This window comes from Thermocrinis albus DSM 14484, assembly GCF_000025605.1.
Classification (GTDB): Bacteria; Aquificota; Aquificia; order Aquificales; family Aquificaceae; genus Thermocrinis; species Thermocrinis albus.
Window position 1 is genome coordinate 390,901 of sequence record NC_013894.1, and the last position, 22,095, is coordinate 412,995.

Annotated in this window: 27 protein-coding genes, 1 pseudogene and 1 CRISPR repeat array (1 of these 29 only partly in view); of the genes and pseudogenes, 18 read left to right on the forward strand and 10 right to left on the reverse strand. The window is 44.6% G+C overall.

Translation table 11 applies throughout. The features are described 5' to 3' along the window. A CRISPR array of direct repeats spans positions 1 to 1,106; the repeat unit is 29 nt; unit sequence GTTTCTAATGTACCGTGTGGAGTTGAAAG (it extends 1,274 nt beyond the left edge of the window). A 35-nt stretch (positions 1,107 to 1,141) separates the two neighbouring features. Both THAL_RS08560 and THAL_RS01965 read right to left on the reverse strand, forming a co-directional pair. Continuing rightward, positions 1,142 to 1,606 (reverse strand): annotated as a pseudogene (locus tag THAL_RS08560) (TlpA disulfide reductase family protein); the annotation flags it as partial. Positions 1,607 to 1,615: 9 nt separating this feature from the next. Next, the gene (locus tag THAL_RS01965; RefSeq protein ID WP_012991438.1) at positions 1,616 to 3,124 is read right to left on the reverse strand and encodes a sigma-54-dependent Fis family transcriptional regulator; all 1,509 of its coding nucleotides are present in this window, start codon (positions 3,122 to 3,124) and stop codon (positions 1,616 to 1,618) included. Between the two features lie 27 nt (positions 3,125 to 3,151). On the opposite strand from THAL_RS01965, the gene THAL_RS01970 reads away from it, so the two are divergent. The 4 genes from THAL_RS01970 to THAL_RS01985 all read left to right on the forward strand — a co-directional run bounded on the left by THAL_RS01970 (position 3,152) and on the right by THAL_RS01985 (position 6,214). After that, complete coding sequence (locus tag THAL_RS01970) at positions 3,152 to 4,045, forward strand: bile acid:sodium symporter family protein (RefSeq protein ID WP_012991439.1); 894 nt, start codon at positions 3,152 to 3,154, stop codon at positions 4,043 to 4,045. Between the two features lie 34 nt (positions 4,046 to 4,079). After that, entirely contained in the window at positions 4,080 to 4,526 is a 447-nt protein-coding gene (locus tag THAL_RS01975; RefSeq protein ID WP_012991440.1) for a TraR/DksA family transcriptional regulator, read from the forward strand. Next, the gene (locus THAL_RS01980) at positions 4,523 to 5,677 is read left to right on the forward strand and encodes an iron-containing alcohol dehydrogenase (RefSeq protein ID WP_012991441.1); all 1,155 of its coding nucleotides are present in this window, start codon (positions 4,523 to 4,525) and stop codon (positions 5,675 to 5,677) included. Before THAL_RS01975 ends, THAL_RS01980 begins: the two co-directional genes overlap by 4 nt. An 81-nt stretch (positions 5,678 to 5,758) precedes the next feature. Further along, positions 5,759 to 6,214: a hypothetical protein gene (locus THAL_RS01985; protein WP_012991442.1), complete on the forward strand. Its 456-nt coding sequence runs from the start codon at positions 5,759 to 5,761 to the stop codon at positions 6,212 to 6,214. A 1-nt stretch (position 6,215) separates the two neighbouring features. On the opposite strand, the gene THAL_RS01990 is transcribed toward THAL_RS01985, so the two are convergent. The 3 genes from THAL_RS01990 to THAL_RS02000 are packed head-to-tail and all read right to left on the reverse strand — an operon-like array spanning position 6,216 to position 8,186. Next, on the reverse strand, positions 6,216 to 6,566 hold the full coding sequence (locus tag THAL_RS01990; RefSeq protein ID WP_012991443.1) for a 6-pyruvoyl trahydropterin synthase family protein: 351 nt from the start codon (positions 6,564 to 6,566) through the stop codon (positions 6,216 to 6,218). Position 6,567: 1 nt separating this feature from the next. Beyond that, a complete protein-coding gene (locus THAL_RS01995; RefSeq protein WP_012991444.1) occupies positions 6,568 to 6,798 on the reverse strand; it encodes a hypothetical protein in 231 nt (76 codons plus the stop codon). Beyond that, positions 6,795 to 8,186 (reverse strand): TldD/PmbA family protein, encoded by a 1,392-nt coding sequence (locus THAL_RS02000; protein ID WP_012991445.1) that lies wholly within the window; start codon positions 8,184 to 8,186, stop codon positions 6,795 to 6,797. Before THAL_RS02000 ends, THAL_RS01995 begins: the two co-directional genes overlap by 4 nt. 76 nt (positions 8,187 to 8,262) lie before the next feature. Here THAL_RS02000 and THAL_RS02005 point away from each other — a divergent pair, with 76 nt between their 5' ends. The 14 genes from THAL_RS02005 to THAL_RS02070 all read left to right on the forward strand — a co-directional run bounded on the left by THAL_RS02005 (position 8,263) and on the right by THAL_RS02070 (position 17,674). Next, positions 8,263 to 8,751 carry a V4R domain-containing protein gene (locus THAL_RS02005; RefSeq protein WP_012991446.1) on the forward strand — a complete coding sequence of 163 codons (489 nt, stop codon included), beginning with the start codon at positions 8,263 to 8,265 and terminating at the stop codon, positions 8,749 to 8,751. Next, positions 8,748 to 9,974: an FAD-dependent oxidoreductase gene (locus THAL_RS02010; RefSeq protein WP_012991447.1), complete on the forward strand. Its 1,227-nt coding sequence runs from the start codon at positions 8,748 to 8,750 to the stop codon at positions 9,972 to 9,974. Before THAL_RS02005 ends, THAL_RS02010 begins: the two co-directional genes overlap by 4 nt. A gap of 11 nt (positions 9,975 to 9,985) precedes the next feature. Next, positions 9,986 to 10,408 carry a molybdenum cofactor biosynthesis protein MoaE gene (locus tag THAL_RS02015; RefSeq protein WP_012991448.1) on the forward strand — a complete coding sequence of 141 codons (423 nt, stop codon included), beginning with the start codon at positions 9,986 to 9,988 and terminating at the stop codon, positions 10,406 to 10,408. Further along, positions 10,405 to 11,403, forward strand: a complete 999-nt coding sequence (gene moaA, locus THAL_RS02020; protein ID WP_012991449.1) for a GTP 3',8-cyclase MoaA — start codon at positions 10,405 to 10,407, stop codon at positions 11,401 to 11,403. The genes THAL_RS02015 and moaA overlap by 4 nt, the downstream gene beginning before the upstream one ends. Positions 11,404 to 11,444: 41 nt before the next feature. Beyond that, complete coding sequence (locus THAL_RS02025) at positions 11,445 to 12,794, forward strand: c-type cytochrome (protein WP_012991450.1); 1,350 nt, start codon at positions 11,445 to 11,447, stop codon at positions 12,792 to 12,794. 13 nt (positions 12,795 to 12,807) lie between these two features. Continuing rightward, complete coding sequence (locus tag THAL_RS02030) at positions 12,808 to 14,106, forward strand: hypothetical protein (RefSeq protein ID WP_012991451.1); 1,299 nt, start codon at positions 12,808 to 12,810, stop codon at positions 14,104 to 14,106. A gap of 237 nt (positions 14,107 to 14,343) precedes the next feature. Next, the gene (locus THAL_RS02035; RefSeq protein WP_012991452.1) at positions 14,344 to 14,661 is read left to right on the forward strand and encodes a P-II family nitrogen regulator; all 318 of its coding nucleotides are present in this window, start codon (positions 14,344 to 14,346) and stop codon (positions 14,659 to 14,661) included. Continuing rightward, on the forward strand, positions 14,658 to 15,065 hold the full coding sequence (locus THAL_RS02040) for a P-II family nitrogen regulator (protein WP_012991453.1): 408 nt from the start codon (positions 14,658 to 14,660) through the stop codon (positions 15,063 to 15,065). Before THAL_RS02035 ends, THAL_RS02040 begins: the two co-directional genes overlap by 4 nt. Before the next feature lie 4 nt (positions 15,066 to 15,069). Beyond that, on the forward strand, positions 15,070 to 15,294 hold the full coding sequence (gene nifT, locus THAL_RS02045) for a putative nitrogen fixation protein NifT (RefSeq protein WP_012991454.1): 225 nt from the start codon (positions 15,070 to 15,072) through the stop codon (positions 15,292 to 15,294). Beyond that, a complete protein-coding gene (nifB, locus tag THAL_RS02050; RefSeq protein WP_012991455.1) occupies positions 15,291 to 16,709 on the forward strand; it encodes a nitrogenase cofactor biosynthesis protein NifB in 1,419 nt (472 codons plus the stop codon). The genes nifT and nifB overlap by 4 nt, the downstream gene beginning before the upstream one ends. 3 nt (positions 16,710 to 16,712) lie before the next feature. Continuing rightward, complete coding sequence (locus THAL_RS02055; protein ID WP_012991456.1) at positions 16,713 to 16,928, forward strand: 4Fe-4S binding protein; 216 nt, start codon at positions 16,713 to 16,715, stop codon at positions 16,926 to 16,928. Between the two features lie 3 nt (positions 16,929 to 16,931). After that, positions 16,932 to 17,252: a nitrogenase-stabilizing/protective protein NifW gene (gene nifW, locus THAL_RS02060; protein WP_012991457.1), complete on the forward strand. Its 321-nt coding sequence runs from the start codon at positions 16,932 to 16,934 to the stop codon at positions 17,250 to 17,252. After that, positions 17,239 to 17,520: a nitrogen fixation protein NifZ gene (locus THAL_RS02065; protein ID WP_012991458.1), complete on the forward strand. Its 282-nt coding sequence runs from the start codon at positions 17,239 to 17,241 to the stop codon at positions 17,518 to 17,520. The genes nifW and THAL_RS02065 overlap by 14 nt, the downstream gene beginning before the upstream one ends. Next, entirely contained in the window at positions 17,468 to 17,674 is a 207-nt protein-coding gene (locus THAL_RS02070; RefSeq protein ID WP_012991459.1) for a hypothetical protein, read from the forward strand. The genes THAL_RS02065 and THAL_RS02070 overlap by 53 nt, the downstream gene beginning before the upstream one ends. A 4-nt stretch (positions 17,675 to 17,678) precedes the next feature. Here THAL_RS02070 and THAL_RS02075 read toward each other — a convergent pair whose 3' ends face one another. Genes THAL_RS02075 through THAL_RS02095 form a run of 5 tightly spaced genes read right to left on the reverse strand, consistent with a single transcriptional unit; the run spans position 17,679 to position 21,993 of the window. Further along, positions 17,679 to 18,629, reverse strand: coding sequence for a LeuA family protein (locus tag THAL_RS02075; RefSeq protein WP_012991460.1), 951 nt, complete (start codon positions 18,627 to 18,629; stop codon positions 17,679 to 17,681). After that, on the reverse strand, positions 18,626 to 19,732 hold the full coding sequence (locus THAL_RS02080; protein WP_012991461.1) for an aminotransferase class V-fold PLP-dependent enzyme: 1,107 nt from the start codon (positions 19,730 to 19,732) through the stop codon (positions 18,626 to 18,628). Before THAL_RS02080 ends, THAL_RS02075 begins: the two co-directional genes overlap by 4 nt. Beyond that, a complete protein-coding gene (locus THAL_RS02085) occupies positions 19,722 to 21,518 on the reverse strand; it encodes an aldehyde ferredoxin oxidoreductase family protein (protein ID WP_012991462.1) in 1,797 nt (598 codons plus the stop codon). Before THAL_RS02085 ends, THAL_RS02080 begins: the two co-directional genes overlap by 11 nt. Beyond that, positions 21,515 to 21,742 carry a 4Fe-4S dicluster domain-containing protein gene (locus THAL_RS02090; protein ID WP_342606916.1) on the reverse strand — a complete coding sequence of 76 codons (228 nt, stop codon included), beginning with the start codon at positions 21,740 to 21,742 and terminating at the stop codon, positions 21,515 to 21,517. The genes THAL_RS02085 and THAL_RS02090 overlap by 4 nt, the downstream gene beginning before the upstream one ends. Next, entirely contained in the window at positions 21,739 to 21,993 is a 255-nt protein-coding gene (locus tag THAL_RS02095; RefSeq protein WP_012991464.1) for a MoaD/ThiS family protein, read from the reverse strand. Before THAL_RS02095 ends, THAL_RS02090 begins: the two co-directional genes overlap by 4 nt. Positions 21,994 to 22,095 lie beyond the last annotated feature (102 nt).

Sequence of the window (22,095 nt, forward strand, 5' to 3'; positions counted from 1 at the left end):
AAAGTTTCTAATGTACCGTGTGGAGTTGAAAGATGTAGTTAACATGCTTGAGATACTCAAAAGCATAGGGGTTTCTAATGTACCGTGTGGAGTTGAAAGTCTGCTTTCCATTTACGCCCTATATCGTAGTATTCATGTTTCTAATGTACCGTGTGGAGTTGAAAGAGACCATTCTTGAGAGAGCAGTAAAGGTAGAAATAGCGTTTCTAATGTACCGTGTGGAGTTGAAAGATGGACATCAGGAAAGGTGTCGGCTTTGCTAATGTATGGGTTTCTAATGTACCGTGTGGAGTTGAAAGAATAGTGTGCTTAGGATCCTTGCGGTGGACTCGTGACCCACCGGTTTCTAATGTACCGTGTGGAGTTGAAAGGCTATCTTTTCTATTGTTTCATCCTACCAGTAACGAGGTTTCTAATGTACCGTGTGGAGTTGAAAGTCTGATACGAGCTGGTCAGCTATCTGATAAGCCATTCTGGTTTCTAATGTACCGTGTGGAGTTGAAAGTTAGTCAATGAAATGATGACACGGTTGATGAAGTCCTCGTTTCTAATGTACCGTGTGGAGTTGAAAGTCTTGGTTCTGTCTGGATAAACCTTTGCTCAAACTCTATGTTTCTAATGTACCGTGTGGAGTTGAAAGTTCTCAGCCTGCATAAAGGCTTTGAGGAGAAGCCCGGGGTTTCTAATGTACCGTGTGGAGTTGAAAGTTAGGATCTATGCTCATTATCCCAAGCCCCTTGTCAAGTTTCTAATGTACCGTGTGGAGTTGAAAGTGTCTTTCAAAGCTTTCCTAAAATCACCACTCTCAAAGTTTCTAATGTACCGTGTGGAGTTGAAAGTCTTGGTTCTGTCTGGATAAACCTTTGCTCAAACTCTATGTTTCTAATGTACCGTGTGGAGTTGAAAGATGGGGATAGTGCTGACGAGAGGTCTTCCTACGCTGGGGTTTCTAATGTACCGTGTGGAGTTGAAAGTTCTGTATCTATTTTTTCGTCTGTCCAGTACTCCCGGTTTCTAATGTACCGTGTGGAGTTGGAAGCAGGCTTATGATAAATCGGTAAAAATCCTTTGCTCAAAGTTTCTAACGTACCATGTGGAGTTGAGAGATTAGGTCTTTCTCCAAATCTCTGTACACTCCAAGGTGCATCTTAACCACTTTACCGTTTCTGTCTATAAGGTAAGAGGTGGGAAGACCCATTAAGCGCAGCTCCTTCTCTAAGTCTCCTGTAGGTCTCAATATGGTGAAAGATAGTTTGTTTTTTTCCAAGAACCTCTTCATGGATTCCTCTGAGTCATCCATGTTGACAGCTAAGATTTCAAAGCCTTTGTCTTTGTAGCGATTGTAAACTTGCTCAAATATAGGCATCTCTTCCCTGCAAGGCGGACACCAGCTGGCCCAAAAGTTGAGGAGTACCACCTTACCTCTATACTGAGAAAGTCTCACCTCTCTTCCGTCCAAAGTCCTAAATACCATATCCGGTAGTTGAATGTTCCCGGTCTGCACACTTACGCCCTGCTTATCTTCCTTTTCGTGTTGAAAGGCAAAGAAGAGGATCATACCTAACAGGATGGCTGCTAAAGCGATTGGTACAAGTTCTCTCCGCATAGTGAGAGATTATATCTTTTTTATTTCTATTCCGTACTTCTTTATCCTATAGTCCAGCTGGCGCAGAGTTAAACCCAAAAGCTTGGCTGCTCTTGATTTTACGTATCCTGTCATCTGAAGGGCCTTAAGGATCTCTTCTCTTTCTGTATTTTGGACTAACTCCGGTATGCTTCTCGGTTTATCTTTCTGGAGCTCTACCCAAAAGTACGAGGGGAGATCTTTCTCCGTTATGGTGCCTTCCTTAAGGATAACGAGGCGTTCCAATAGATTCTCCAGCTCTCTCACGTTTCCGTACCACGGGTACTCCATCATAAGTTCCACCGCACGAGGTGATATACTCACCTTCTTGTTGTACCGTGCGGAAAGAACCCTCAGGAAGTGATCTATCAAAAGAGGTATATCCTCTCTTCTTTCCCTCAAAGGTGGTATGTGGAGAGGAAAAACGTTAAGGCGGTAGTAAAGATCCTCTCTGAAGAGACCGTTCTTTACCAACTGTCCCAAATCTCTGTTGGTGGCAGCTATCACTCGCACATCTACCTTAACCGTTCTCTCACCTCCCAACTTCTCCACTTCTTTATCCTGTATGACTCTGAGGAGTTTGGGTTGTAGGCTCAAGGGCATATCCCCTATCTCATCTAGAAATACCGTTCCACCGTCGGCTAACTCAAACTTCCCTTTCTTGGAGGTGTATGCGCCTGTAAAGGCACCTTTCTCGTAGCCAAAGAGTTCCGCCTCCAAGAGGGTCTCAGGAATGGCAGAGCAGTTTATGGTAACGAAGGGCTTATCTTTGCGACGGCTGAGGAAATGGATAACCTTGGCCAGAAGGCTCTTTCCTGTACCACTTTCTCCCGTTATGAGAACCGTTATGTCAGTGGGGGCCACCTTTTTGACAAGCTCCATTATATTCCTCATAGCGGTGCTTCTGCCAATGATACCTTCTAGGTTGTAACGCTCACTAAGAGCCTCCGTCAACATCCTCTTCTCTTCTTCCCACTCTCTCCTTTCTTCGTCCACCCTCTGGCTCAGTTTGTACATCATACCCAGCATAGTACCTAATATGAGGGCAAGCTGTAGTCCTTCTTCCACGCTCTCTTTTTCGAACCTCTTAAAGATAGCCAGCACACCTATTATCTCTTCTCCTACCCTTATAGGTACCGCTATGAAAGTTTCGTCACCCTCCAACCGGTTCCTGAGACCTGTTCTGTTAAGGTAGGAGGCTATACTGAGATCAGAAAGTACTGTGGGAACACCGCTTTTGTACACCTTCCCCACTATACCTTCTCCTTTTTTAAAAAGCCCTCTTTCTATCTCTTCTTCCGTTAGACCGAAGGCACCCACTATTCTAAGAAGCCTGGATTGTTTATCGTAGAGAGCCACGTAACTGTGTTTAACGTCCCAAAAGGAGTATAGCGTCTTAAGAACTTCCTCTACGCTCTCCTTAAAACTGAGGGTTCTGCTCATCGTCTTAGCCACTTGATTAATCACACTTAGAGAGCGACCTTCTATACTGTGTCTCATTTTTATAAATTTTAAAATATCTCCTTCATGCGGGAAATAGTGGGGATACTGGTCATTCTGGGTTTTGTCCTGATAGGTTTCTTCTTCAGCTCAACGTTGGCTAACTTGAAAGGGTTTGTTGTGCCCCTTTTGGTGTTGGTTATGTGGAGTGTAGGTTTTTCTATGAGAGAAGAGGACCTGATGAAGGTTATAAAGTCTCCTCTGTTGGTTACTTACGGAGCCTTTGTTCACTACACCGTTATGCCACTTTTGGCCTATGTTTTGTCCCATTTACTCAAGCTTGATAAAGATCTTTACGTAGGTATGATACTGGTAGGTGCTTCTCCCAGCGGTACAGCTTCCAACGTGCTCACTTACATGGCGGGAGGTAATCTTCCTTACGCGGTGGGTGTAACGGTCTTCTCTACTCTACTGTCACCTATAATGACACCTCTCTGGACTTACTTGCTGGCCGGCCACGTGGTGGAGGTAGATCTTTTAAAACTGGCCAAGGAGGCCTTGGCGGTTGTGGTGTTGCCGGTGGTATTGGGGTTTTCACTGAGGCGTACGTTCCCTCAGCTCAGCAAGCTGGAATCTTTCTTCCCAGTTTTCTCTATATTGGTTATAGGTCTTATAGTGGGTGTGGTGGTAGCTGTCAGTAAGGATAGAATACTGCAGGTGTCTGTGCCACTTTTCGTGGCGGTTTTTCTTCATAATTTGATGGGACTCGCGTTGGGTTTTTTCATCGGCAAACTCACGGGTCTGGACAGGTACATGGCAAGAACTCTGTCCATAGAGGTGGGTACTCAGAACTCAGGACTGGCGGTAGCCTTAGCTCTCAGTAACTTTTCTCCCAGCTCTGCACTGCCAGGTGCTGTCTTTAGTGTAGTGCAAAATGTGAACGGACTACTGCTGGCACATATTTATAGAAGATGGTTATAATTTACCGAATTATCTTAGAAGGGAGGTATCTAAGATGTACAGCAGCCAGGAGCTCAGTGAACTGAAAGAGAAACTTTTGGAGGAGAAGAGAAAACTTCTGGAGAGGGTACAGAAGATGGAAGACACGCAGGCCAGAATAGGGGAGGAGGTGAAAGAGCCCGGAGATCTTGAAGACATAAGCCAGATGACCTACACGCAGGAAGTTCTGGACAATCTCTCCTCCCGCGAGGTTTTCCTACTGAGAGAGATAGACTATGCCCTTCAGAAAATGCAGGCAGGAACGTACGGTATATGTGAGTACTGTGGCGAGTATATAGAACTGGAAAGACTGAGAGCCATACCGTGGACCCGTTATCATGCTCAGTGTGCGGAGAAAGTGGAAGAGGAGGGTATAATGCCCACCTATACGGTACCCGGAGGCTTTGAGGGAACCATACCGGAGGACATAGAGATTCAAAGAGAAGACATCACAGAGGCATGAAGTTTGAGTTTTATTTGCCGGTAGAAGTTATCTTTGGAGTTGGATCTCTCAACCGACTGGGTGAGGTAGCCAGGCGTTTTGGTTTCAAGGCCATTTTGGTGACAGGAAGGCAGAGTGCCCGCAAGAGCGGTGCTTTGGAAAAAGCGATAGATTCTCTGAAAAGACATGGCATAAAGGAAGTTTTGGTTTTTGATGAGGTAGAGCCCAATCCAACCGATACCACCGTTAACCAACTGAGCAGGTTGATTGTGGAAGAAAAGGTGGACTTTATAGTGGGATTGGGGGGAGGTAGTGCCTTGGATGTTGCCAAGGCATCTTCCTTAGTTTCCTCTAACGAAGGCTCTGCGTGGGACTACGTCAATTACCCAGAGGGTCCAAGACTTATCCCTTTTCTAAACAGACCTGTCATATGTGTACCCACCACAGCAGGTACAGGTAGCGAAGTGAACCGTTACTCTGTCATATCGAGTCCCGTCAGAAAGGAGAAGATGGTAATATCCCACTCTCTCAACTACCCTAAGGCGGCCATAGTGGATCCTGAACTGACTGTCAGCATGAGCAGAAAGCTCACCGCTGTAACTGGTGTTGATGCCTTTATGCACGCCTTGGAAGCCTTCACCAACCGCGTGGAAGATACCTTTGCTGATCACTTAGCCATCACAGCTTTATCCATCATAAAAGAATGGTTGCCTATAGCTCTGGAAGAGCCGGAGAATCTTAAAGCGAGAGCCCAGATGAGTTATGCTGCCACACTGGCGGGAATAGCGATAGACAGAAAGAGGGTCGCCCTCATACACGGGATGGAGCATCCTGTTTCTGCTCACTATCCTCATGTAGCTCACGGAGAGGGACTTGCTGCGCTTGCACCTGCGGTTACCGAATTCAACTACAGAGGTAACCCGGAAAAGTACAAGGTAGTGGCTGAAGTTCTCGGATGTGGGTCTGAACCGCACAGAGCTGTGGACTGCGTGGTAAGGTTCTTAGAAAAAGTGGGTCTTCTGATTACCCTGAAAGACCTAGGTGTAGAAAAGGAGAAATTAGAAAGACTTGCTGAGGACGTTTACTTACTGGCAAGGGGTCTGTTTTTGATAAACCCGGTGGAACCTTCCATAGAAGATATCTACAAACTCTACGAAAAGGCCTACGGCTGAGGCCTCCTTTTCCACCTTATGTTCTTTATCATAGAAATATTCTGATATTCTTATATAATGAACTAATAGGAGGTGAGAGAGATGTACGGAAATCCTTTAATACCCGGAATACCAGACGATGCTGTTGTTAACATAAACTACGTGGTTCTGAAAGAAGGTGTTGATCTGGACGAAGTTATGGAGAGGGCTGCTTATCTGTGCGAACACGTAAAAACTTACCACTCGGACGATGGTTTTTACGGAGGTTTTGTGGTACTTAACACGGGAGGTGTTTCGCTGGAAGGGTCTACAGCAGGCAAGGCTACCGAACACCCTCTCAAAGGCAGAGAGATTCTCATAATAACTTTCTGGAAGGATCTGGACAGTCACGAAAAGTCTCACAGATCTGACAGGTTTAACCAACTCTTTAAGGAGTTAACACAGCTGGCAGAAAGCACCTACGAGGTGGTGTACAAAATGCTGTGGCAAGGTAGAGCTTATGATCCAGAAACAGCTCGGAAGGCGAGAGAGGCAAAATTATCTGCACAAGCGGGATAAATCACTCTTCCTCCCAGTACTCTGCACCGCAGTTTTCGGTTTCCCACACCACCACTTTTTCCAGTGTGGGAAACCTTTCCTTTACCTTTTCAAACAACCAGCGAGCTACGTTCTCCGCACTGGGTGAGAACTCAAAAACCTCGTTGAGAAGTTTATAATCGGGAAGGATATCCTTCAGAAACCGGTCTATCTCCACAAAATCCACACCCATACCTCCTTTGTCCAAACTGTCTGCTCTGATATGGATCTCAACGCACCATGTATGTCCATGAAGAGGTTCTGGCGCACCATGATAGTCGGTGAGGAAATGGGCAGCGTTAAACTGGCGTTTTACCACAACGCGCCACGGCATCTCAGTCCAGTTCCTCCCCCCTGAGAAGTCTTTGGGTGTAGTTAACACAAGCCAGCACCATAAACATCAACGCATGGTTGTCGGTAGAAGGCAGCTCTTCCTTTACCCACAGAGTACCATCTTCCTTCTCTACAAGTTTTATGTAGCGGAAAGCTTCCTCAGCAAGTCTCTTGTTGGACACTCTCTTTATGACCTCTTCCTTTATGTGGGTGGGTACGGGTAGTTCTCTCATGAGATCACCTCGGTTCCACCTACCACGAGGGATCTTATACGTATGGTAGGTTGCGCATCGGAAACAGGCACACCTTGTCCATCTTTACCACACGTTCCTATAGCCCATCCCAAATCCCTACCTACCGCGTCCACATCCTGAAGAGCCTTAGGACCATTACCTATGAGGGTAGCTGACTTTATAGGGTAGGTTATCTCCCCGTTCTCTATCAGGTAACCTTCCATCACCTCAAACACGAAGTCTCCCGTAACAGTATTCACTTCACCTCCACCCATCTTCACCACCAGAACACCCTTCTTAGTGTCCTTTATTATGTCTTGAGGATCTGTATCTCCCGCCTGTATGAAGGTGTTAGTCATGCGCACTATGGGTATGTGAGCATAACTTTGTCTCCTTCCGTTACCTGTAGAACTTTTCCCTTCCTTAAGTGCCGTCATTCTGTCGTACATGAAACCTACCAGGTAGCCATTTTCTATCAGTACCTTTCTCTGAGCAGGTACACCTTCGTCATCCACACCAAAGGATCCATTGAGACCTTCCAGCGTGGCATCGTCCAACACCGTCACGAGGGGAGAAGCTACCCTTTCACCCAGCTTACCTGCGTAAACTGAGAGGCCTTTCTGAACAAGATCCGCCTCCAAGCCGTGCCCCACGGCCTCGTGAATCATGGTGCCACCAGCTTGAGCAGACATAACCACCGTAAAACTGCCTGCAGGAGCTGGCTTTGCTTCCAATAAAAGTAATGCCCTTCGGGCAGCTATCTCCGCTATCATTTCAGGAGGCTTTTCCTCAAAGATCTCAAAACCCTTGGTACCACCCAAAGATTCGTATCCCCTCTGTAACTGTTGTCCATCACTGGCCACCACTTCCGTAAAGAACACCACCCTCTTCTGTAGATCTTCTGCCCTTTCTCCCAGTGTGTTGATCACCATAATATCCCTGGTTTTGTCCATAAGGACAGCTGTCACCTGTTTTATCCTGCCACCCAACCGGCGCGCCGCATCGTTGGCTCTAAGAAGTATCTCCTTCCTGTAAGACAGGTCCAACTGATCAGGATCCAGTAACACAGGGTTGAAGGACTTCCTGTAAATCTTGCCAATGGCTATAGGTCCGTGATCCTCTCCCCTGGAGACCAACTTGGCCAGTTCCATCAGGTTTTCAAAGGTTATGTTGGTGGTGTAACCATAGTAGGTGTTTCCATCCTTTATGAGTCGGAGACCTACTCCCTCATCTATACCCCACTGTATCTTTTGTATACGGTTGTCCTCCAAATGCATACGGCAGATACGGGATCTCTCGTAAAAGATCTCACCGTACTGACCACCTGAACCCATAAGGCGCGACAGAATGTAACCTGCCTTCTCCTTTAAAAGTTCCTTTGCATCCATGGATATTTAGATTATAAGCCTTTTGGCGGTGGAAGAAAATGAACGAACGTTTATAATATTGCAAAGGAGGAGACGGATGAAGGAGCTGGAGGCTGTTTCTAAGATCAGGGTGTTCCTAAAAGAAGAGGGATTTATAGTACCCAAAAAACCCTTGCAAGAGTTCTATTCCAACATAGTACGTCTGTCGGGTTTGGGTATAGGAGGTATACTTCACATGTCGGGTAAGAAGGCGGGAAAGATAGCTGGGAACCTCCTGAAGGACATCATGGGACCTGGGGAGTCTTCCGTGGAAGAGATAGAGCTTTACCTTAAAGTGTTTCTTGAAGAAGCGGGTATATGCAGAGTGAAGAGTTGGGAGCATGTGGATGGGTTGATAAGACTCCGTATTGAGGGTTCTGTCTTCGCAGAAGGTCAGGAAAGTAAGAAACCGGTGTGTATACCCCTGCAGGGTGCTCTTGCCGGTGTACTGGAGGAGCTGACGGGAAAAAGGTGGGAATGTAAAGAGCTGGAATGTGAAGCTCAGGGAAAGGATAGTTGTCTTTTTGAGTTGAGGGTAGAGAAGTGATAAAAAGTTACGACGTTATCGTAGTAGGAAGCGGTCCGGGAGGGTTCAACGTGTCACTTCCCCTCGCCAGGGCCGGCTTAAAGGTGGCCCTTGTGGAGGGGAACCTTTTGGGTGGTACGTGCCTCAACAGAGGATGTATACCTAAGGAAGGTATGTACAGGATAGCTCGCGAGGTTCTCTCTCTTAGAAGGAAGCTAGGTACAAAGGTAAAACCTGACTTTATGAAAGCGCTAGATTATGTAAGAAGGAGGGTGGAGAAGATAAGGGAAAACGCACGGTTCCTGTTAAAGAGAGAGGGAGTAGAGTTCATAGAGGGTTATGCTTACATGGTGGATGAGCAAACGGTGAAAGTTAGCAGGAACAGGTACCTGAAGGGAAAATTTTTGGTACTGGCATGTGGTTCACTACCGTTAGAAGAGCCTTCTGTAGAGGATGTGCTCACGGGAAAGTTGGTTCCTAAGGGAAAAGTTATGGTGGTGGGGTCTGGAGCGAGTGCCTGTGAGCTTGCCTTCATACTTTCCGTATTTGGCTTTGACACGTACCTCAAGGTACAAGATAGGCTCCTCAAAGACTACCCTGTGGAAGAAGATATTGTAGAAAAGTTGGAGAGAGAGTTGGAGTTGTGCGGTGTAAAGATAACCACCACGGAGGTTGATGCGGATATTAGAATAATGGCTACAGGTAGAAGGCCTGGCCTTCACAGAGAGCTTTTTCCTTTTCTACAAATGGATGAAGATGGCTACGTAAAAGTAGATGATACTATGAGGACAAACCTTCCTTACGTCTATGCTGTCGGTGATGTTACGAGACCTATGGGTGCGACACATGCTTTAGCCAAGGCGCGGGTAGCTTGCCAAGCTATACTGGGACTGGAAACAAAGTACGAACCTCACAGAGTGCCTACCGTCATATGTTCTGCCCTTGAACTAGCCTTTGTAGGCAAGGGTACGAAGGGTAAAAAGTACATTAAGACCTTTAATGCTAATACAAAAAGCTACGTGAACGGGTGGGGAGGTGTTGTTCAGTTAATAGTGGATGAGGATGGTAGACTAAGCCACGTGACACTTCTAGGAGTTGATGTAAGTGAAGTGATAAATGCGGTTTGTCCCTTTATAGATAATCCACTGTGGTACGACAGAATGTACTCCATGGTCTTCTCTCATCCATCTCTCTGTGAAATATTCACTGACTTTGCTCAGGATGTTTTTCTTCCCAGAGACTAAATTACTTTAATATGTTTCCACGTGTCTATCTGGGTGTGGAATGGTTCGGACCAGAGGCCATATTCTCCCACTACACACCTCCTCCTGATTGTGGAGCCAGCTGTGTTTTTCTGGGTATAGCTAGATCCGCTCCGGAAGATGGGGATGTGACAGAACTCCACTACGAAGCTTTTCACGAGATGGCCCTGAAGGTTATGGAGGAGATAAGAAAGGAAGCGCTGAAAAAGTTTGGCGTTAGAGAAATCTTCGTACATCATAGGCTGGGGGTGGTGAAAGTAGGCGAGGCATCCTTCTTGGTGGCTGTCTTCGGTGGACACAGAGAGGAGACTTTCGGAGCATGTAGGTACGTGGTGGATGAGGTGAAAAAGAGGGTACCTATATGGAAGAAGGAGGTTTTCTCTGACGGTACAGGAAAGTGGGTGATGGGTGCATGATTAGAGACAGTCTGGGTAGGGAGCTGAGAGATCTTCGTATATCGGTAACCGACCGATGTAACTTTCGGTGTAGTTTCTGTATGCCCGACGGACATCAGTACGAGTTTTTTCCTAAGGAAGAGATCCTCACCTTTGAGGAAATAACACGCGTGGTGAAAGTGTCCAAAAGTTTGGGTGTAAGAAAAGTGAGAATAACGGGTGGAGAACCCCTTCTTAGGAGAGATATAGAGAAGCTCATCTCTATGATAAGCCCTTTTGTGGAGGATGTGAGTCTTACCACCAACGGTTTTCTACTTAAGGAGAAGGCCAGTTCTTTAAAAGAGGCAGGACTCAAGAGGGTTACTGTAAGTTTTCATTCTCTTAGAGATGAGGTGTTTTCAGCATTGGTAGGTAGAAGCGTGAGGGTTGCCCATATTCTGGAAGGTATAGAGGAGGCCATCAAGGTAGGCCTTACACCGGTGAAGGTGAACGTATGCGTAGTGAAGGGAATAAACGACGACGAGATCCTGTCTATAGCTAAGTTTTTCAAAGATATGGGCGTTGTGGTAAGGTTCATAGAGTTTATGGATGTGGGGAATCTGAACGGTTGGTCTTTGGATAAGGTGGTGTCCGCACAGGAAATAGTAAACACAATAGCCCAACACATGAAGATAAGACCCATAGGGAGAAGTTACAGGGGAGAAACGGCCTTAAGATATGTGTACGAAGATGATGGGAGAGAGTTCGGTGTTATAGCCTCTGTAACTCAACCTTTCTGCGGAGACTGTAACAGATTGAGGCTTACCGCAGATGGTAAACTCCTCACGTGTCTGTTTGCTACAGATGGTCACGACATTAAAAAGCTCCTCAGGATGGGTGCTTCCGACGAAGAACTGGCAGAGTTTATAGTGGAGGTTTGGCAAGGAAGGAAGGACAGGTACTCGGAGGAGAGGCTCCTCCTCCTTCAGAAGGGTAGTGTACCCAGAAAGGTGGAGATGTTTAAAGTAGGTGGCTAGTAACCACCGACGCAAGATCTGGCTCATTCTTCCACTACCCCATGTGGTACGTGCCCGTGGTGGGCAGTGCTACCATCATAGGCATCATAGCTTCCATCCACGTTCTGGCTTCTCACACGTCGGTAGGTGCTTCTATACTGCTAGCTTACTTGGCCACCAAAGCGTACCGAGAGCGCCAGCCCCAGATCTACGAGTACATCAAGAAGTACTTACTTGGACTTTTGGTGTTCTCTTACGTAAGTGGTTCTATAACTGGTCCTGGTATATGGTTTTCCGCCACCGTTGTAAACCCGAGAGGAATATCCGCCCTCATTCACAACTTCGTGTGGGTGTGGGCTGCAGAATGGATATGGTTCGTAGCGGAAGTGACCCTTGTTTACATTCTCTACTACACCTTGGGTAAATTGGATGAGAAAAGCTGGCTACGCTTAGCGTGGACCTTCGCCATCGGATCGTGGGCCACTATGTACATAATAGTGGGTATTCTCTCCTTCATGCTGTCACCGGGTCACGAAAAGTGGTTTGAGACGGGCAACATACTGGATGCTTTTTACAACAAAAACTACTTCCCTCACCTTCTGGAAAGAACCTCCTTCATGTTTGCTATAGCAGGTACGGTGGGTATAGCCATAGCTGCTCTTATGAAGAAGGATCTGCCAGAAAAAGTCTACAAGGACATTGTTAAGACAGTCTCTTATTGGGGAATAGGTGGTACAGTTTTCGGCCTTATGTTCTTTGCATGGTATGTATCTACCCTCCCAGAAAGAAGCATCACCATTCTCAACAACGTGATACCCATGTACCTCAAGCTACCCATCCTCATCATGATACTGGTGGTTCTAGCTCACTTTGTGTTTACAGCTGTTAAACCAACCTCTGCTAAGTTCTACCTGGCCTATCCCATATACGCCATGATCTTCTTCGCCGCCGTTTATCCAGAAGAGAAAATAAGGGAGACCCTCAGGAAACCTTTCGTGGCTGGTGAGTTCGTTTGGGTCAACCAGATAATAGCGAGAGATGTCCCCGCAAAGGGTATAAAGTCTGAGGTTCCTCTCATAGATCAGAAAGGACTCTTGGCAACCCATCCCTTTGTACCGGAGAGCCTCAAGAAGATAACTCCTCAGAACCAGATAGAGGCAGGAAAAGCCATGGCCATACTAGCGTGTTCTGGCTGTCATAACGTGACAGGAAGCACAGGTCTTAGACCTTTCGGGCAGAAGTTCGCCGGTATGACGGATCCCGAGGCTGTGTATAACTTTCTCAAAAGCTACCTGCGTGAAAACCCACCTCCTTACATGCCTAAGTTAGTGGGGACTGACGAAGAGATAAGGGCTCTTGCTGCTTACATAGCTCATCTTGTATCGGGTGGTTCTACCACCGCAAAGAAATAAGGAGGTTTAAGCCATGTGGGAACTATTCATACGCCTCTTTCTGTTGGTGGTCTTTTTCCTTCTGCTAGTGGGTGGAAACGTTTCCTTCGCTGCTGGCACCACCCAGCTCTTGGAGGCACTCCGCGACCCCGCGGGTGTGCCCTTTTATCCAGTAGTTATGCAGGTACTTCAGGTGATAACCTTTGCTCTGCATATAACTTTCGCATACGCCTCTGTGGGAGGCTTGTTGGTTGCCCTCTTTGGTTTTACCAGAAAGGATGAAAGGTGGCAGAGGTTAGCACAGGCTTCCCTTGAGCTGGCAAAGGTGTCGGTGTCCTTAGCTATAGTGTTGGGTGTGGCTCCCCTCCTCTTTTATCAGGTTATCTACGACTCTCTTTGGTACGCTTCCGCCAACCTATCAGCAGCTTGGTACGTGATGTTTATAGTGCTTCTCCTCATAGGCTATTACTTCACATGGGGTGCCTATTTTATGAAACAAAAACCTGCGGTTGCCACCGTCTTGACCTTCTTGGGAGTTGTGTTCCTCCTGTGGGTGGGTTTTATCATACACGTGGTCAACTACCAAGCCCTTTATCCTGAAAAATGGGTGGAGTGGTACACCAACGGTGGAACTACTATGAACACAAGTGGTTGGAACATATACGCCTTTAACATTTTCAGGTATGTAGCTTTCCTTGTGGCTCCCGCCTTAACCTGCACTGGTATATTCCTAATGCTCTACGGTTGGTACTTCAGGGGAAGGGAGGATATGGATCAGTCTTATCTGGAATGGGCTTCTCATGTAGGAGCCAAACTGGCTTTGCCCTCGGCAGCTGTGTGGCTTCTCAGCTACTTCCTGTATGTGCTCAGCATACCTTCTGATTGGAACGCTAAAGGCAGCATATTCACCTTACTGGGTGGTATGGGTATCATACTCACCTTAGGTATGCTCTTCGTCTCTATGAAGAATCCTGTGAAAATGGCCCTACCATCTTTGGTAGCCAGTGGAGTTGCCATAATCTTGATTTCCGTATTCCGTGAGTATTTGAGGTTAGCCTCCACCGCTCGCTTTGGATACAGCCCTTACAACCACAAGTTAAATCTGGAGTTTCTGAGCCCCCTTCTCTTCTTCGGTACGTTGGCAACAGGTCTCATACTCTACGCTTACGCTTGGTGGATGGCTTACAGAGCAGGAAAGGTGCCCAAAGGTAAAGTAGTGGAAGCTACAGAAACCGAGCATCACTTAGGTGACCTGTCCGTGTTTGTAGTCACCCTGTGGGCCGTGGTTTTCATAGGTGTTGGCCTCATTGTAATAGTTAAAAACTACGGCTAAAGAACTGCCGGGCCTTCGGCCCGGCCTCTTCACAGCACTAAAAATCGTCAAACCTTTAGGCAAAAAATCTCAGAGAAAATTTTGGAAAAATAAGATTGTAATAAATCTTACAACAGTAGTAATTTTTCATACCATAAATTGTTATCTTTCTAACAATGACATAATGATAGACCTTACATTTACTTGGCATGTTTTTTGCAAACAACAAGAATGAAGGAAGATGGAAGGAGGTGAAAGATGAAGTTAGTGAGAGCCTTTATAAGGCCGGAGAAAGAGCAGGAAGTAGTACTGGCATTGGAGGGAGCTGGGTTTCCCGCCCTTACCAAAATGTCCGTTTTGGGAAGGGGTAAGCAGAAAGGCCTGAAAATAGGAGACGTAACCTACGAAGAGTTACCCAAAACTCTTTTACTGATCGTGGTAAAGGACGAAGAAGTGGAGAAGGTGGTCAACACTATAATGAATCATGCCAGAACGGGAAACATAGGTGATGGAAAGATCTTCGTAAGTCCTGTTGAAAAAGCTATTACTATAAGAACTGGGGAGGTGGAGGTATGAAAGAGATATGGGCCGTTATTAGGAGAGATAAGTACGCAGATACGAAAAGGGCCCTTGACGAGATAGGGTGTGGTGCTATGAGTATACATTCTGTATGGGGCAGGGGAATGCAGAAGGGTTTTGTTATGTCAGAGGTGGAGAGTGAGTTTGCATCTTACGCTACGAGTGCTCCTAAGCTTGTACCCACACCTGCGTCCTTGGTGAACGAGGGCGCTACTTTAACAAGACCTGTCGTATATGTACCTAAAAAACTACTGGTGATGGTGGTTCCAGATGACAAGGTGGATGCTGTGGTAGAAACCATCATAAAGGTTAACAGAACGGGAAATTACGGAGACGGAAAGATTTTCATAATGCCAGTTGAAGAAGCTATAACGGTAAGAACTGGAGAAAAGGAGGTTTGAGACAATGAAGGCCACTTTCAGAAAGAACATAAATGGTCAGATAGAAGTGTATATACCTAAGAAAGATTTAGAGGCTGTGGTGATAGAAATTCAGAAGGAAGGAGATGGTTGGGGTGGTATCTTCAAGCTCTCCAACGGTTGGGTTTTGGAGGTACCATATCACGACAAAGAGCCGTCGTTCCCCATAACTTTGGAAGTGAAAAAAATTGGCGAGGAGGTAGTGACATGAGTGGTTGCCATTCTAAACAATGTGGGTTAGGAAGTGATGATCTATCTTTCCTTCCAGAAGATATAAGAAGGAAGGTAGAGAATCACCCCTGTTATTCTCAGGAAGCACATCATTTTTACGCAAGAATGCATGTTGCCGTTGCACCTGCCTGCAACATACAGTGTAACTACTGTAACAGAAAGTACGACTGTGCCAACGAATCCAGACCTGGGGTTGTAAGTGAACTGTTAACCCCAGAAGAAGCAGCAAAGAAGGTCCTGGCTGTAGCCATGGAAATACCACAACTTACCGTGGTGGGTATAGCTGGCCCCGGTGATCCTCTGGCAAATCCAGAAAGAACCTTCAGAACCTTTGAACTCATAAAAGAAAAGGCTCCAGACATAAAGCTGTGCCTTTCCACAAACGGCTTGGTGTTGGACAAGTATATCAACAAGATAAAGGATCTTGAAATAGATCACGTAACTATCACTATCAACGCTGTGAGTGTAGACACAGCATCCAAGATATATCCTTGGATCTTTTACAATCACAGAAGATATAGAGATAAAGAAGCCGCCAAAATACTTCTAGAAAAGCAGTACGAAGGCTTACAGGCATGTGTTGAAAACGGCATTCTGGTAAAAGTAAACACTGTTTTTGTACCGGAGATAAATGGAGAAGAGATACCAGAACTTTCCAAAAAGGTTAGATCCATGGGGGCCTTCTTACACAACATCATGCCTTACGTAGAAGGTGAGGGTACAGCATTCTCAAAAGCAGGCATAAGACCACCCACTCCGCAAGAACTGAAGGAGATGCAAGAAAAATGCGAAGGAAATATGAACCTTATGAGACACTGTAGACAATGCAGAGCTGATGCTATAGGACTTTTGGGAGAAGATAGAGGTCAGGAATTTACCAAGGATAAGTTAAGTAAGATAAACATAAACTACGACCCTAACTGGCGAAAACAGATCCATGAGGAAATAGAAAAGGAAAGAGAAAAACTCCGCAAGGCAAGAGAACTGTTGTTTGGAGAAACGGAAAACGAAGGTCCAAAAGTCCTCGTTGCTGTAGCATCTAAGGGCAATATGCTGGTAAACGAACACTTTGGTACAGCAAAAGAGTTTCTTATCTATGAGGTCAGTGCTAAGGGTGCCAAGTTCATACATCACAGAAAAGTTACTCCTTATTGCCACGGCTCTATATCTTGCCTGGAGGGTGAAAACATCCTAGAAGATACCATAGCAAAACTATCAGACTGCAAAGCCATCATAGCCGCCAAGATAGGTTTCGAACCGCGGGACGTACTTAAACAGAGGAACATAGATTGTGTTGACGAATTCGCTTATCTCAGTATAGATGAGGCGTTGGCAAGATACTATAAAAAATACGTACTCAAGGAGGAAGTTCCAGTGGGTACTAACGGAGGATAAGCCATGCCGTACTCTATAAAGAAAGACCTTTGCATCTCCTGTTATGCGTGTGAAGATCAATGCCCTACCAAAGCCATTTCTCATAACGAGGAAGGTGAGTTCTTTATAGATCCTACCGTTTGTGTGGAGTGTGAAGGTTTTTATGAGGAACCTCAGTGTCTTGCTATATGTCCCATAGATGGTTGCATAGTAAAGCTATCGGAGGTGGAGGAGGTGTAAAGCATGAATATATTCAAAGACTTAGAATCTTTACGGGATGCGGAAGACTTTTTCAGATACTTCAACTTAGAGTATGATGAAAACATCCTTAACCCCTACAGGCTTCATATAATGAAAAAATTCAGCGAATGCATACATAAAGCGATGCAACATGAGGATGCACCGCAGGATACAATTTACGAAAATATAAGAGAGTGTCTCAAACAGGCTTATAATAGTTTCTTAACGACTAGCCCAATAGAGCAAAGACTCTTTAAAGTGCACAAAGAAGCGGTGAAAAACTTTTTTATAAATATCGAGGTAAAGAAAGATGAAAACGCGTGAGATCTCTGTAGGAGATATAGTAAGGCTTAGAAAAAAGATAAAGAACGATGGTACTTTTCCAGGTGTGCCTTGGGGCGAAGTTATAGTAGATAAAGGTGAGGTAGGTGTCGTTATGGATATAGGTTACTTTCTTATGACTAATAAGGTTTACACAGTTTATTTTCCACGACTTGATATCTTAGTGGGTTGTTTAGGAAGTGAGTTGGAGGTGGTAGATGAAAGCCAAGAAACAGGTACTATTCAGAGGGAAAGTGATAGAGCTGGATAGAGGCTACTTTTTCGCAGACCTTACGGTACAGTTTAAGAACTTAGAAATCAGAATGGTCGTTCCAGTATCTATGATAGATGAGTGGGGTATAAAAGTAGGAGATAAAGTTTACGTTTTCATAGATGGAAAGGACACATACGTTTTCAAAAGGTAAATTGTTAGGAATAATAACCTTTACATATCTTTGACATCTCTCCTATTAGTTGAGGGTCAAATGGAAGATAAGTATCTTTTGATTTAGATAATCCGTCTATGTGTATTCTGGATTTGTTGGTAAAAGCATTTGTGCCTATGATAGGTTTGTTGTCATGTACTTTTATGCCTGTCATATTGACAAACTCTCTTATTTTTTCATACAATTTTCTTATATCAATACCTGTATTTATTCCCAAAATTACTTCCAAATAGATCACAACTTCCTCTGTTGGGGTAATACCACATCTTTCTCCTAACCCTAAGAGGGAAGAATTTACAAACTTCGCTCCACTCATAACTGCCACTACTGCGTTAGCTGTTGCCATACCAAAGTCGTTATGAAAATGAACCTCTACATCTGTGATGTTAGAAAGATCTTTTACCACCTTTGCAACACTCAAAGGATTCATAACACCAACTGTGTCCGACAGTCTTACTCTATCCGCTCCATGAGTCTTTACCAATTCAACAAACTCTAAAAGAAAGTTATAGTCCGCTCGAGAAGCATCCTCAAGCCCTACCGACAGATAAAGACCTTTTTCTTTACAGCATGGAACAATTTCTTTTGCAAGACCCTTAAGGTATTCTCTACTTTTTCTCAACTTTTTCTCTATCATGATATCGGATACAGGAAAGGCCACTTCCACCTTCTTTACATTACAGGAAAGGGAATACTCTATATCCTTTATGTTTGCTCTGTTCCATACTATAACTCTGTCGGCGTGCTCACCCTTCGTAAGCTTTCTTATGTATTCTCTCTCTTCTTCACCTTTTGCCGGGACCCCTACTTCTATTTCGTAAAAGTTTAAAGATACCAAATGGTTAAATAAGGCGTATCTTTCCTCAAGGGATAGTTCCAACGAAGGAGACTGTATACCTTCTCGTAAAGTAGTGTCAGTTATATAAACTCTCATAACTTGGAACCTTCAGATATAACTTTTATTTTTTCAGCTAGATCCTTAAGGTAACTGAGTGGTGTTAAAGGTGGTATCCTTATAAACAGAATATCCTGAAAATCCCCTATTTTTACCTTTGTTATCTTTTTTACATCGTTTAGCATACATGGAGAGGAGGTTCCCAAAAGGAATCCATGTTTTTCTAACAAACTGACAAACATCTCAGCATCTGTTTTTATACCGTAAGAGAACAACCCCAAAGCTTTTCTATTTGGGTTATAGAGAGCTGGAAGATGTATATATTCTGTTAATAGATTGTCGGCTTCTTTGAGAGAGAGGACAATAGCATTCTTGTTATCAGTTAAAAACTTCAGTGAGTACCCAAGAGAAAAGATACCAAACAAGTTTCCTTCTCCTGCCCTTATTCCCCTTTCTTGTATACCACCTTCTATAAGGGGCCTTAACCTTACTCCCTTTTTAACATATAGGGCTGATATTCCTTGAGGAGCTAACAAAAAGGGTCCATCTAAGGTTGCTATATCTATCTCTCCAATAGGGATATAGTCTGTAGGATAATAAAGCCCCCATAGGTCTACGTGACATATGACATTTGGATTGATGCTCTTTACTTTCCTAACTATGGAAGCTACATCTCTTATGGTGGCCGTCTCTCTGCATACAGCTCCTATAGTAAACAGCAATGTATCCTCGTTTATAACATTTCTTAAATCTTCTACGTCAAACTCTCCCCGTGAATCAGTCTTTATATACACCACACCGAACCCAAACAGTCTTTGCATACTTTTGATAGGATGATGGATGGAGATATGTTCCCAATCTGTTGTTACTATGTTCCCTTTCCTTGTGTTTAACAAGCTGTTAAATAAAACACCTTTTATAGCTAAGTTGTTGCTTTCAGTTGAACTTGAGGTGAATATCACCTCCGAGTCAGAACATCCTAAGAACTGTGCCACACTTCTCCTTGACCTTACAAGTATTTCTTTAGATCTCATTGACATCATATTTGAAGATGACGGATTTAAAAAGAAGTACATCAAATTTTGTTTCTGTTCGTCCAACATATCTGGAAGAGGTGCAGAAGAATAAGCATCAAGTATCATGAATAAACTCCTCAAGAGAAAGTCTCTTTAGAGTCTCCTGTGTAGGTACACCATCTTTGTCCCATCCAAAAGCGGTGTAAAACTCTTCTATCATACTTTTCAGTTCATCATCTGTTGTTATGTATCCTCTTTCTGTAGCCTCTTCTCTTATTCTTCTGGGTAATGTATCATCATTCTTAGAAAAACCTTCGCGTATGTTAAACAGTCTTTCTAGCGTGTATATACGTTCTCCTATTATATTAAGATCAGACATGTCTAAATGCCAGTCCATCAATGCGTTAACCATATTTAGTATGCTGTCGTTCAGCTTGAGACCCACCACCCTCTCCGCGCTCAGACAGTAGATTATACTGTTCACTACACTGGTCCACACGGCCAGCTCTTTTGCCACTGATCCTTTGTTGGTTGGATCTCCAAGAGGTGTTATGTTGTTCTCCTCCATGCCCGGCCTTATATCACAGTGAACTGGTCCTCTGTTGGACACAGCATAACCTATGGCTTGCGTCTTTACCGCACGTGGAGAGTGTCCCGCTATCTCCATACCCTTTACAGTCATTACAAAATCCCTCCCCACACCCAGTATATCTGAGGCTCTTTCTGATCCTTCAGCTAAACAATCACCTATACCTTCCCTGTATGCAATCTTTTTCAGCAGACGTGCGACCGACTCTGTGTTCCCAAATTTCATATCCAAACCGTCTAAGTCATCCTTACTTAACAACCCTTTTTCGTAACACTCCATTACCCAAGCTACCACACCGCCTGCCTGTATCTGTCCTAACCCTAACTCATCTGTTAAACGATCTAAGTCTATGAGTGTATCTAAATCTCTGTTACCTATTATGGTACCCATGGCAAAGATCCCTTCGTACTCTGGTCCTACTGTGAAGGTTTCTTTACCCACCGTATACTTACCGCAGGGAACTATACATCCCATACACGCTACGTCCTTAATGACTTTACTCCTCAAAGCTTCTCCACTGATTTTTTCTGCATCATCAAAGGTCTCCCTTTGCCAATTATAAGAAGGTAAAGCTCCCAAATGTTGAAGATGAAGTACGCCAGCGGCAGTTCCAAACATTGCGAGATTCTTCACTCCAGGATGTTGATAAACAGCTTTTTCAAACTCCTTAACGAAGGTAAGCAACCTTTCTGGATTTACGGGTCTCACAAGCTTAGTACCCCTTACGGATATAGCCTTGACCTTCTTGTAACCAAGTACCGCACCCATGCCACCGGTTCCTACGGCCCTTAGATCCGATATTAAGCACGCATACTTCACCAAGTTCTCACCGGCGGGGCCTATTACCAAACAACCAACATCTCTACCAAACTTTTCTCTTATCATTTTCTGAGTAAAACTAGTAGTACATCCCTTCAGGTAATCTGCAGGATTAAAGTAAACTTTATCATCTTCTATGTGTATATGAACCCATTCATCACTGCATCCCATAATTATCACACCATCGTATCCTGCATACTTGAGTTCATTACCGAAGGTACCTCCACAAAAGCCCTTTGTGAAGCCATTAGTTTGTGGTGATTTGGATACTACACAGAACTTGGACGACATGGGTACAAGAGTTCCGTTAGCAGGTCCTGTATTTATAATTACCGGATTATGTGGTGAGAGAGGATCTACACCTCTCTTTGTGAGTTTGTGTAGAAGATACACTCCTATACCATTACCTCCTAAGAATTTCTCTACGGTATCTTGAGATATATCGTAGGTTTCTGTGGTCCTACTGGTTAGATCTATGAGTAAGTACCTCTTCCAGTAGCTCATGGCTTGTACTCTATAGCACCTGGCGAACAAAATTCCACGCAGACGTAATCTTTACAGGATTCACAGGATGATAGTAAGTAGGCCTCTGGTTTGTTCCCTATATCTGTAAGGATAATCAAAGAGGAGTATCTCGGGTTGAATCCACCCGTTTTCATAAAAGAGCAAGCCATCATACACCTCCTACATCCAATGCACAGTTCCAAGTTCACCCTTATCACTATCACCCTCCTGCAGTAGGTAAGGATAGAACTATCTCATCCTCTTCTTTTAGATCTTCAAAATCTATGCCCACAAGTTTCCCATTAACTATGATCAAAACACCTTCCCACACATCACCATCTTTAAAGAACACTTCCTCCATCCCATAGAACTTGGCAAGGGATCGGATCAGTTCTCTTACACTCCTCACACCATACACCTCAACGGTGTCATGCCCCACACGGTAAGCAAGATATCCCAATAGCTTTACCTTCATCTTCCAAAAATTTATTTTGCAAAAAACATGCCAAAAAGGAGGGCTACACCACGTAAGCAAGATAACATTTTATGTTATAAAGCTGACACAGATGTGTAAGAA

Bases quoted from the DNA above. Each gene is read 5' to 3' on its own strand.
- THAL_RS02030 (WP_012991451.1), top strand. From the start codon at position 12,808: ATGTGGGAACTATTCATACGCCTCTTTCTGTTGGTGGTCTTTTTCCTT.
- THAL_RS02015 (WP_012991448.1), top strand. From the start codon at position 9,986: ATGTTTCCACGTGTCTATCTGGGTGTGGAATGGTTCGGACCAGAGGCC.
- THAL_RS02005 (WP_012991446.1), top strand. From the start codon at position 8,263: ATGAAGGAGCTGGAGGCTGTTTCTAAGATCAGGGTGTTCCTAAAAGAA.
- THAL_RS01965 (WP_012991438.1), bottom strand. From the start codon at position 3,124: ATGAGACACAGTATAGAAGGTCGCTCTCTAAGTGTGATTAATCAAGTG.
- THAL_RS01995 (WP_012991444.1), bottom strand. From the start codon at position 6,798: ATGAGAGAACTACCCGTACCCACCCACATAAAGGAAGAGGTCATAAAG.
- THAL_RS02080 (WP_012991461.1), bottom strand. From the start codon at position 19,732: ATGATACTTGATGCTTATTCTTCTGCACCTCTTCCAGATATGTTGGAC.
- THAL_RS02065 (WP_012991458.1), top strand. From the start codon at position 17,239: ATGAAAACGCGTGAGATCTCTGTAGGAGATATAGTAAGGCTTAGAAAA.
- moaA (WP_012991449.1), top strand. From the start codon at position 10,405: ATGATTAGAGACAGTCTGGGTAGGGAGCTGAGAGATCTTCGTATATCG.
- THAL_RS02085 (WP_012991462.1), bottom strand. From the start codon at position 21,518: ATGAGCTACTGGAAGAGGTACTTACTCATAGATCTAACCAGTAGGACC.
- THAL_RS01970 (WP_012991439.1), top strand. From the start codon at position 3,152: ATGCGGGAAATAGTGGGGATACTGGTCATTCTGGGTTTTGTCCTGATA.
- nifB (WP_012991455.1), top strand. From the start codon at position 15,291: ATGAGTGGTTGCCATTCTAAACAATGTGGGTTAGGAAGTGATGATCTA.
- nifT (WP_012991454.1), top strand. From the start codon at position 15,070: ATGAAGGCCACTTTCAGAAAGAACATAAATGGTCAGATAGAAGTGTAT.
- nifW (WP_012991457.1), top strand. From the start codon at position 16,932: ATGAATATATTCAAAGACTTAGAATCTTTACGGGATGCGGAAGACTTT.
- THAL_RS02035 (WP_012991452.1), top strand. From the start codon at position 14,344: ATGAAGTTAGTGAGAGCCTTTATAAGGCCGGAGAAAGAGCAGGAAGTA.
- THAL_RS01980 (WP_012991441.1), top strand. From the start codon at position 4,523: ATGAAGTTTGAGTTTTATTTGCCGGTAGAAGTTATCTTTGGAGTTGGA.
- THAL_RS01975 (WP_012991440.1), top strand. From the start codon at position 4,080: ATGTACAGCAGCCAGGAGCTCAGTGAACTGAAAGAGAAACTTTTGGAG.
- THAL_RS02095 (WP_012991464.1), bottom strand. From the start codon at position 21,993: ATGAAGGTAAAGCTATTGGGATATCTTGCTTACCGTGTGGGGCATGAC.
- THAL_RS02075 (WP_012991460.1), bottom strand. From the start codon at position 18,629: ATGAGAGTTTATATAACTGACACTACTTTACGAGAAGGTATACAGTCT.
- THAL_RS02000 (WP_012991445.1), bottom strand. From the start codon at position 8,186: ATGGATGCAAAGGAACTTTTAAAGGAGAAGGCAGGTTACATTCTGTCG.
- THAL_RS02070 (WP_012991459.1), top strand. From the start codon at position 17,468: ATGAAAGCCAAGAAACAGGTACTATTCAGAGGGAAAGTGATAGAGCTG.
- THAL_RS01990 (WP_012991443.1), bottom strand. From the start codon at position 6,566: ATGCCGTGGCGCGTTGTGGTAAAACGCCAGTTTAACGCTGCCCATTTC.
- THAL_RS02025 (WP_012991450.1), top strand. From the start codon at position 11,445: ATGTGGTACGTGCCCGTGGTGGGCAGTGCTACCATCATAGGCATCATA.
- THAL_RS01985 (WP_012991442.1), top strand. From the start codon at position 5,759: ATGTACGGAAATCCTTTAATACCCGGAATACCAGACGATGCTGTTGTT.
- THAL_RS02055 (WP_012991456.1), top strand. From the start codon at position 16,713: ATGCCGTACTCTATAAAGAAAGACCTTTGCATCTCCTGTTATGCGTGT.
- THAL_RS02040 (WP_012991453.1), top strand. From the start codon at position 14,658: ATGAAAGAGATATGGGCCGTTATTAGGAGAGATAAGTACGCAGATACG.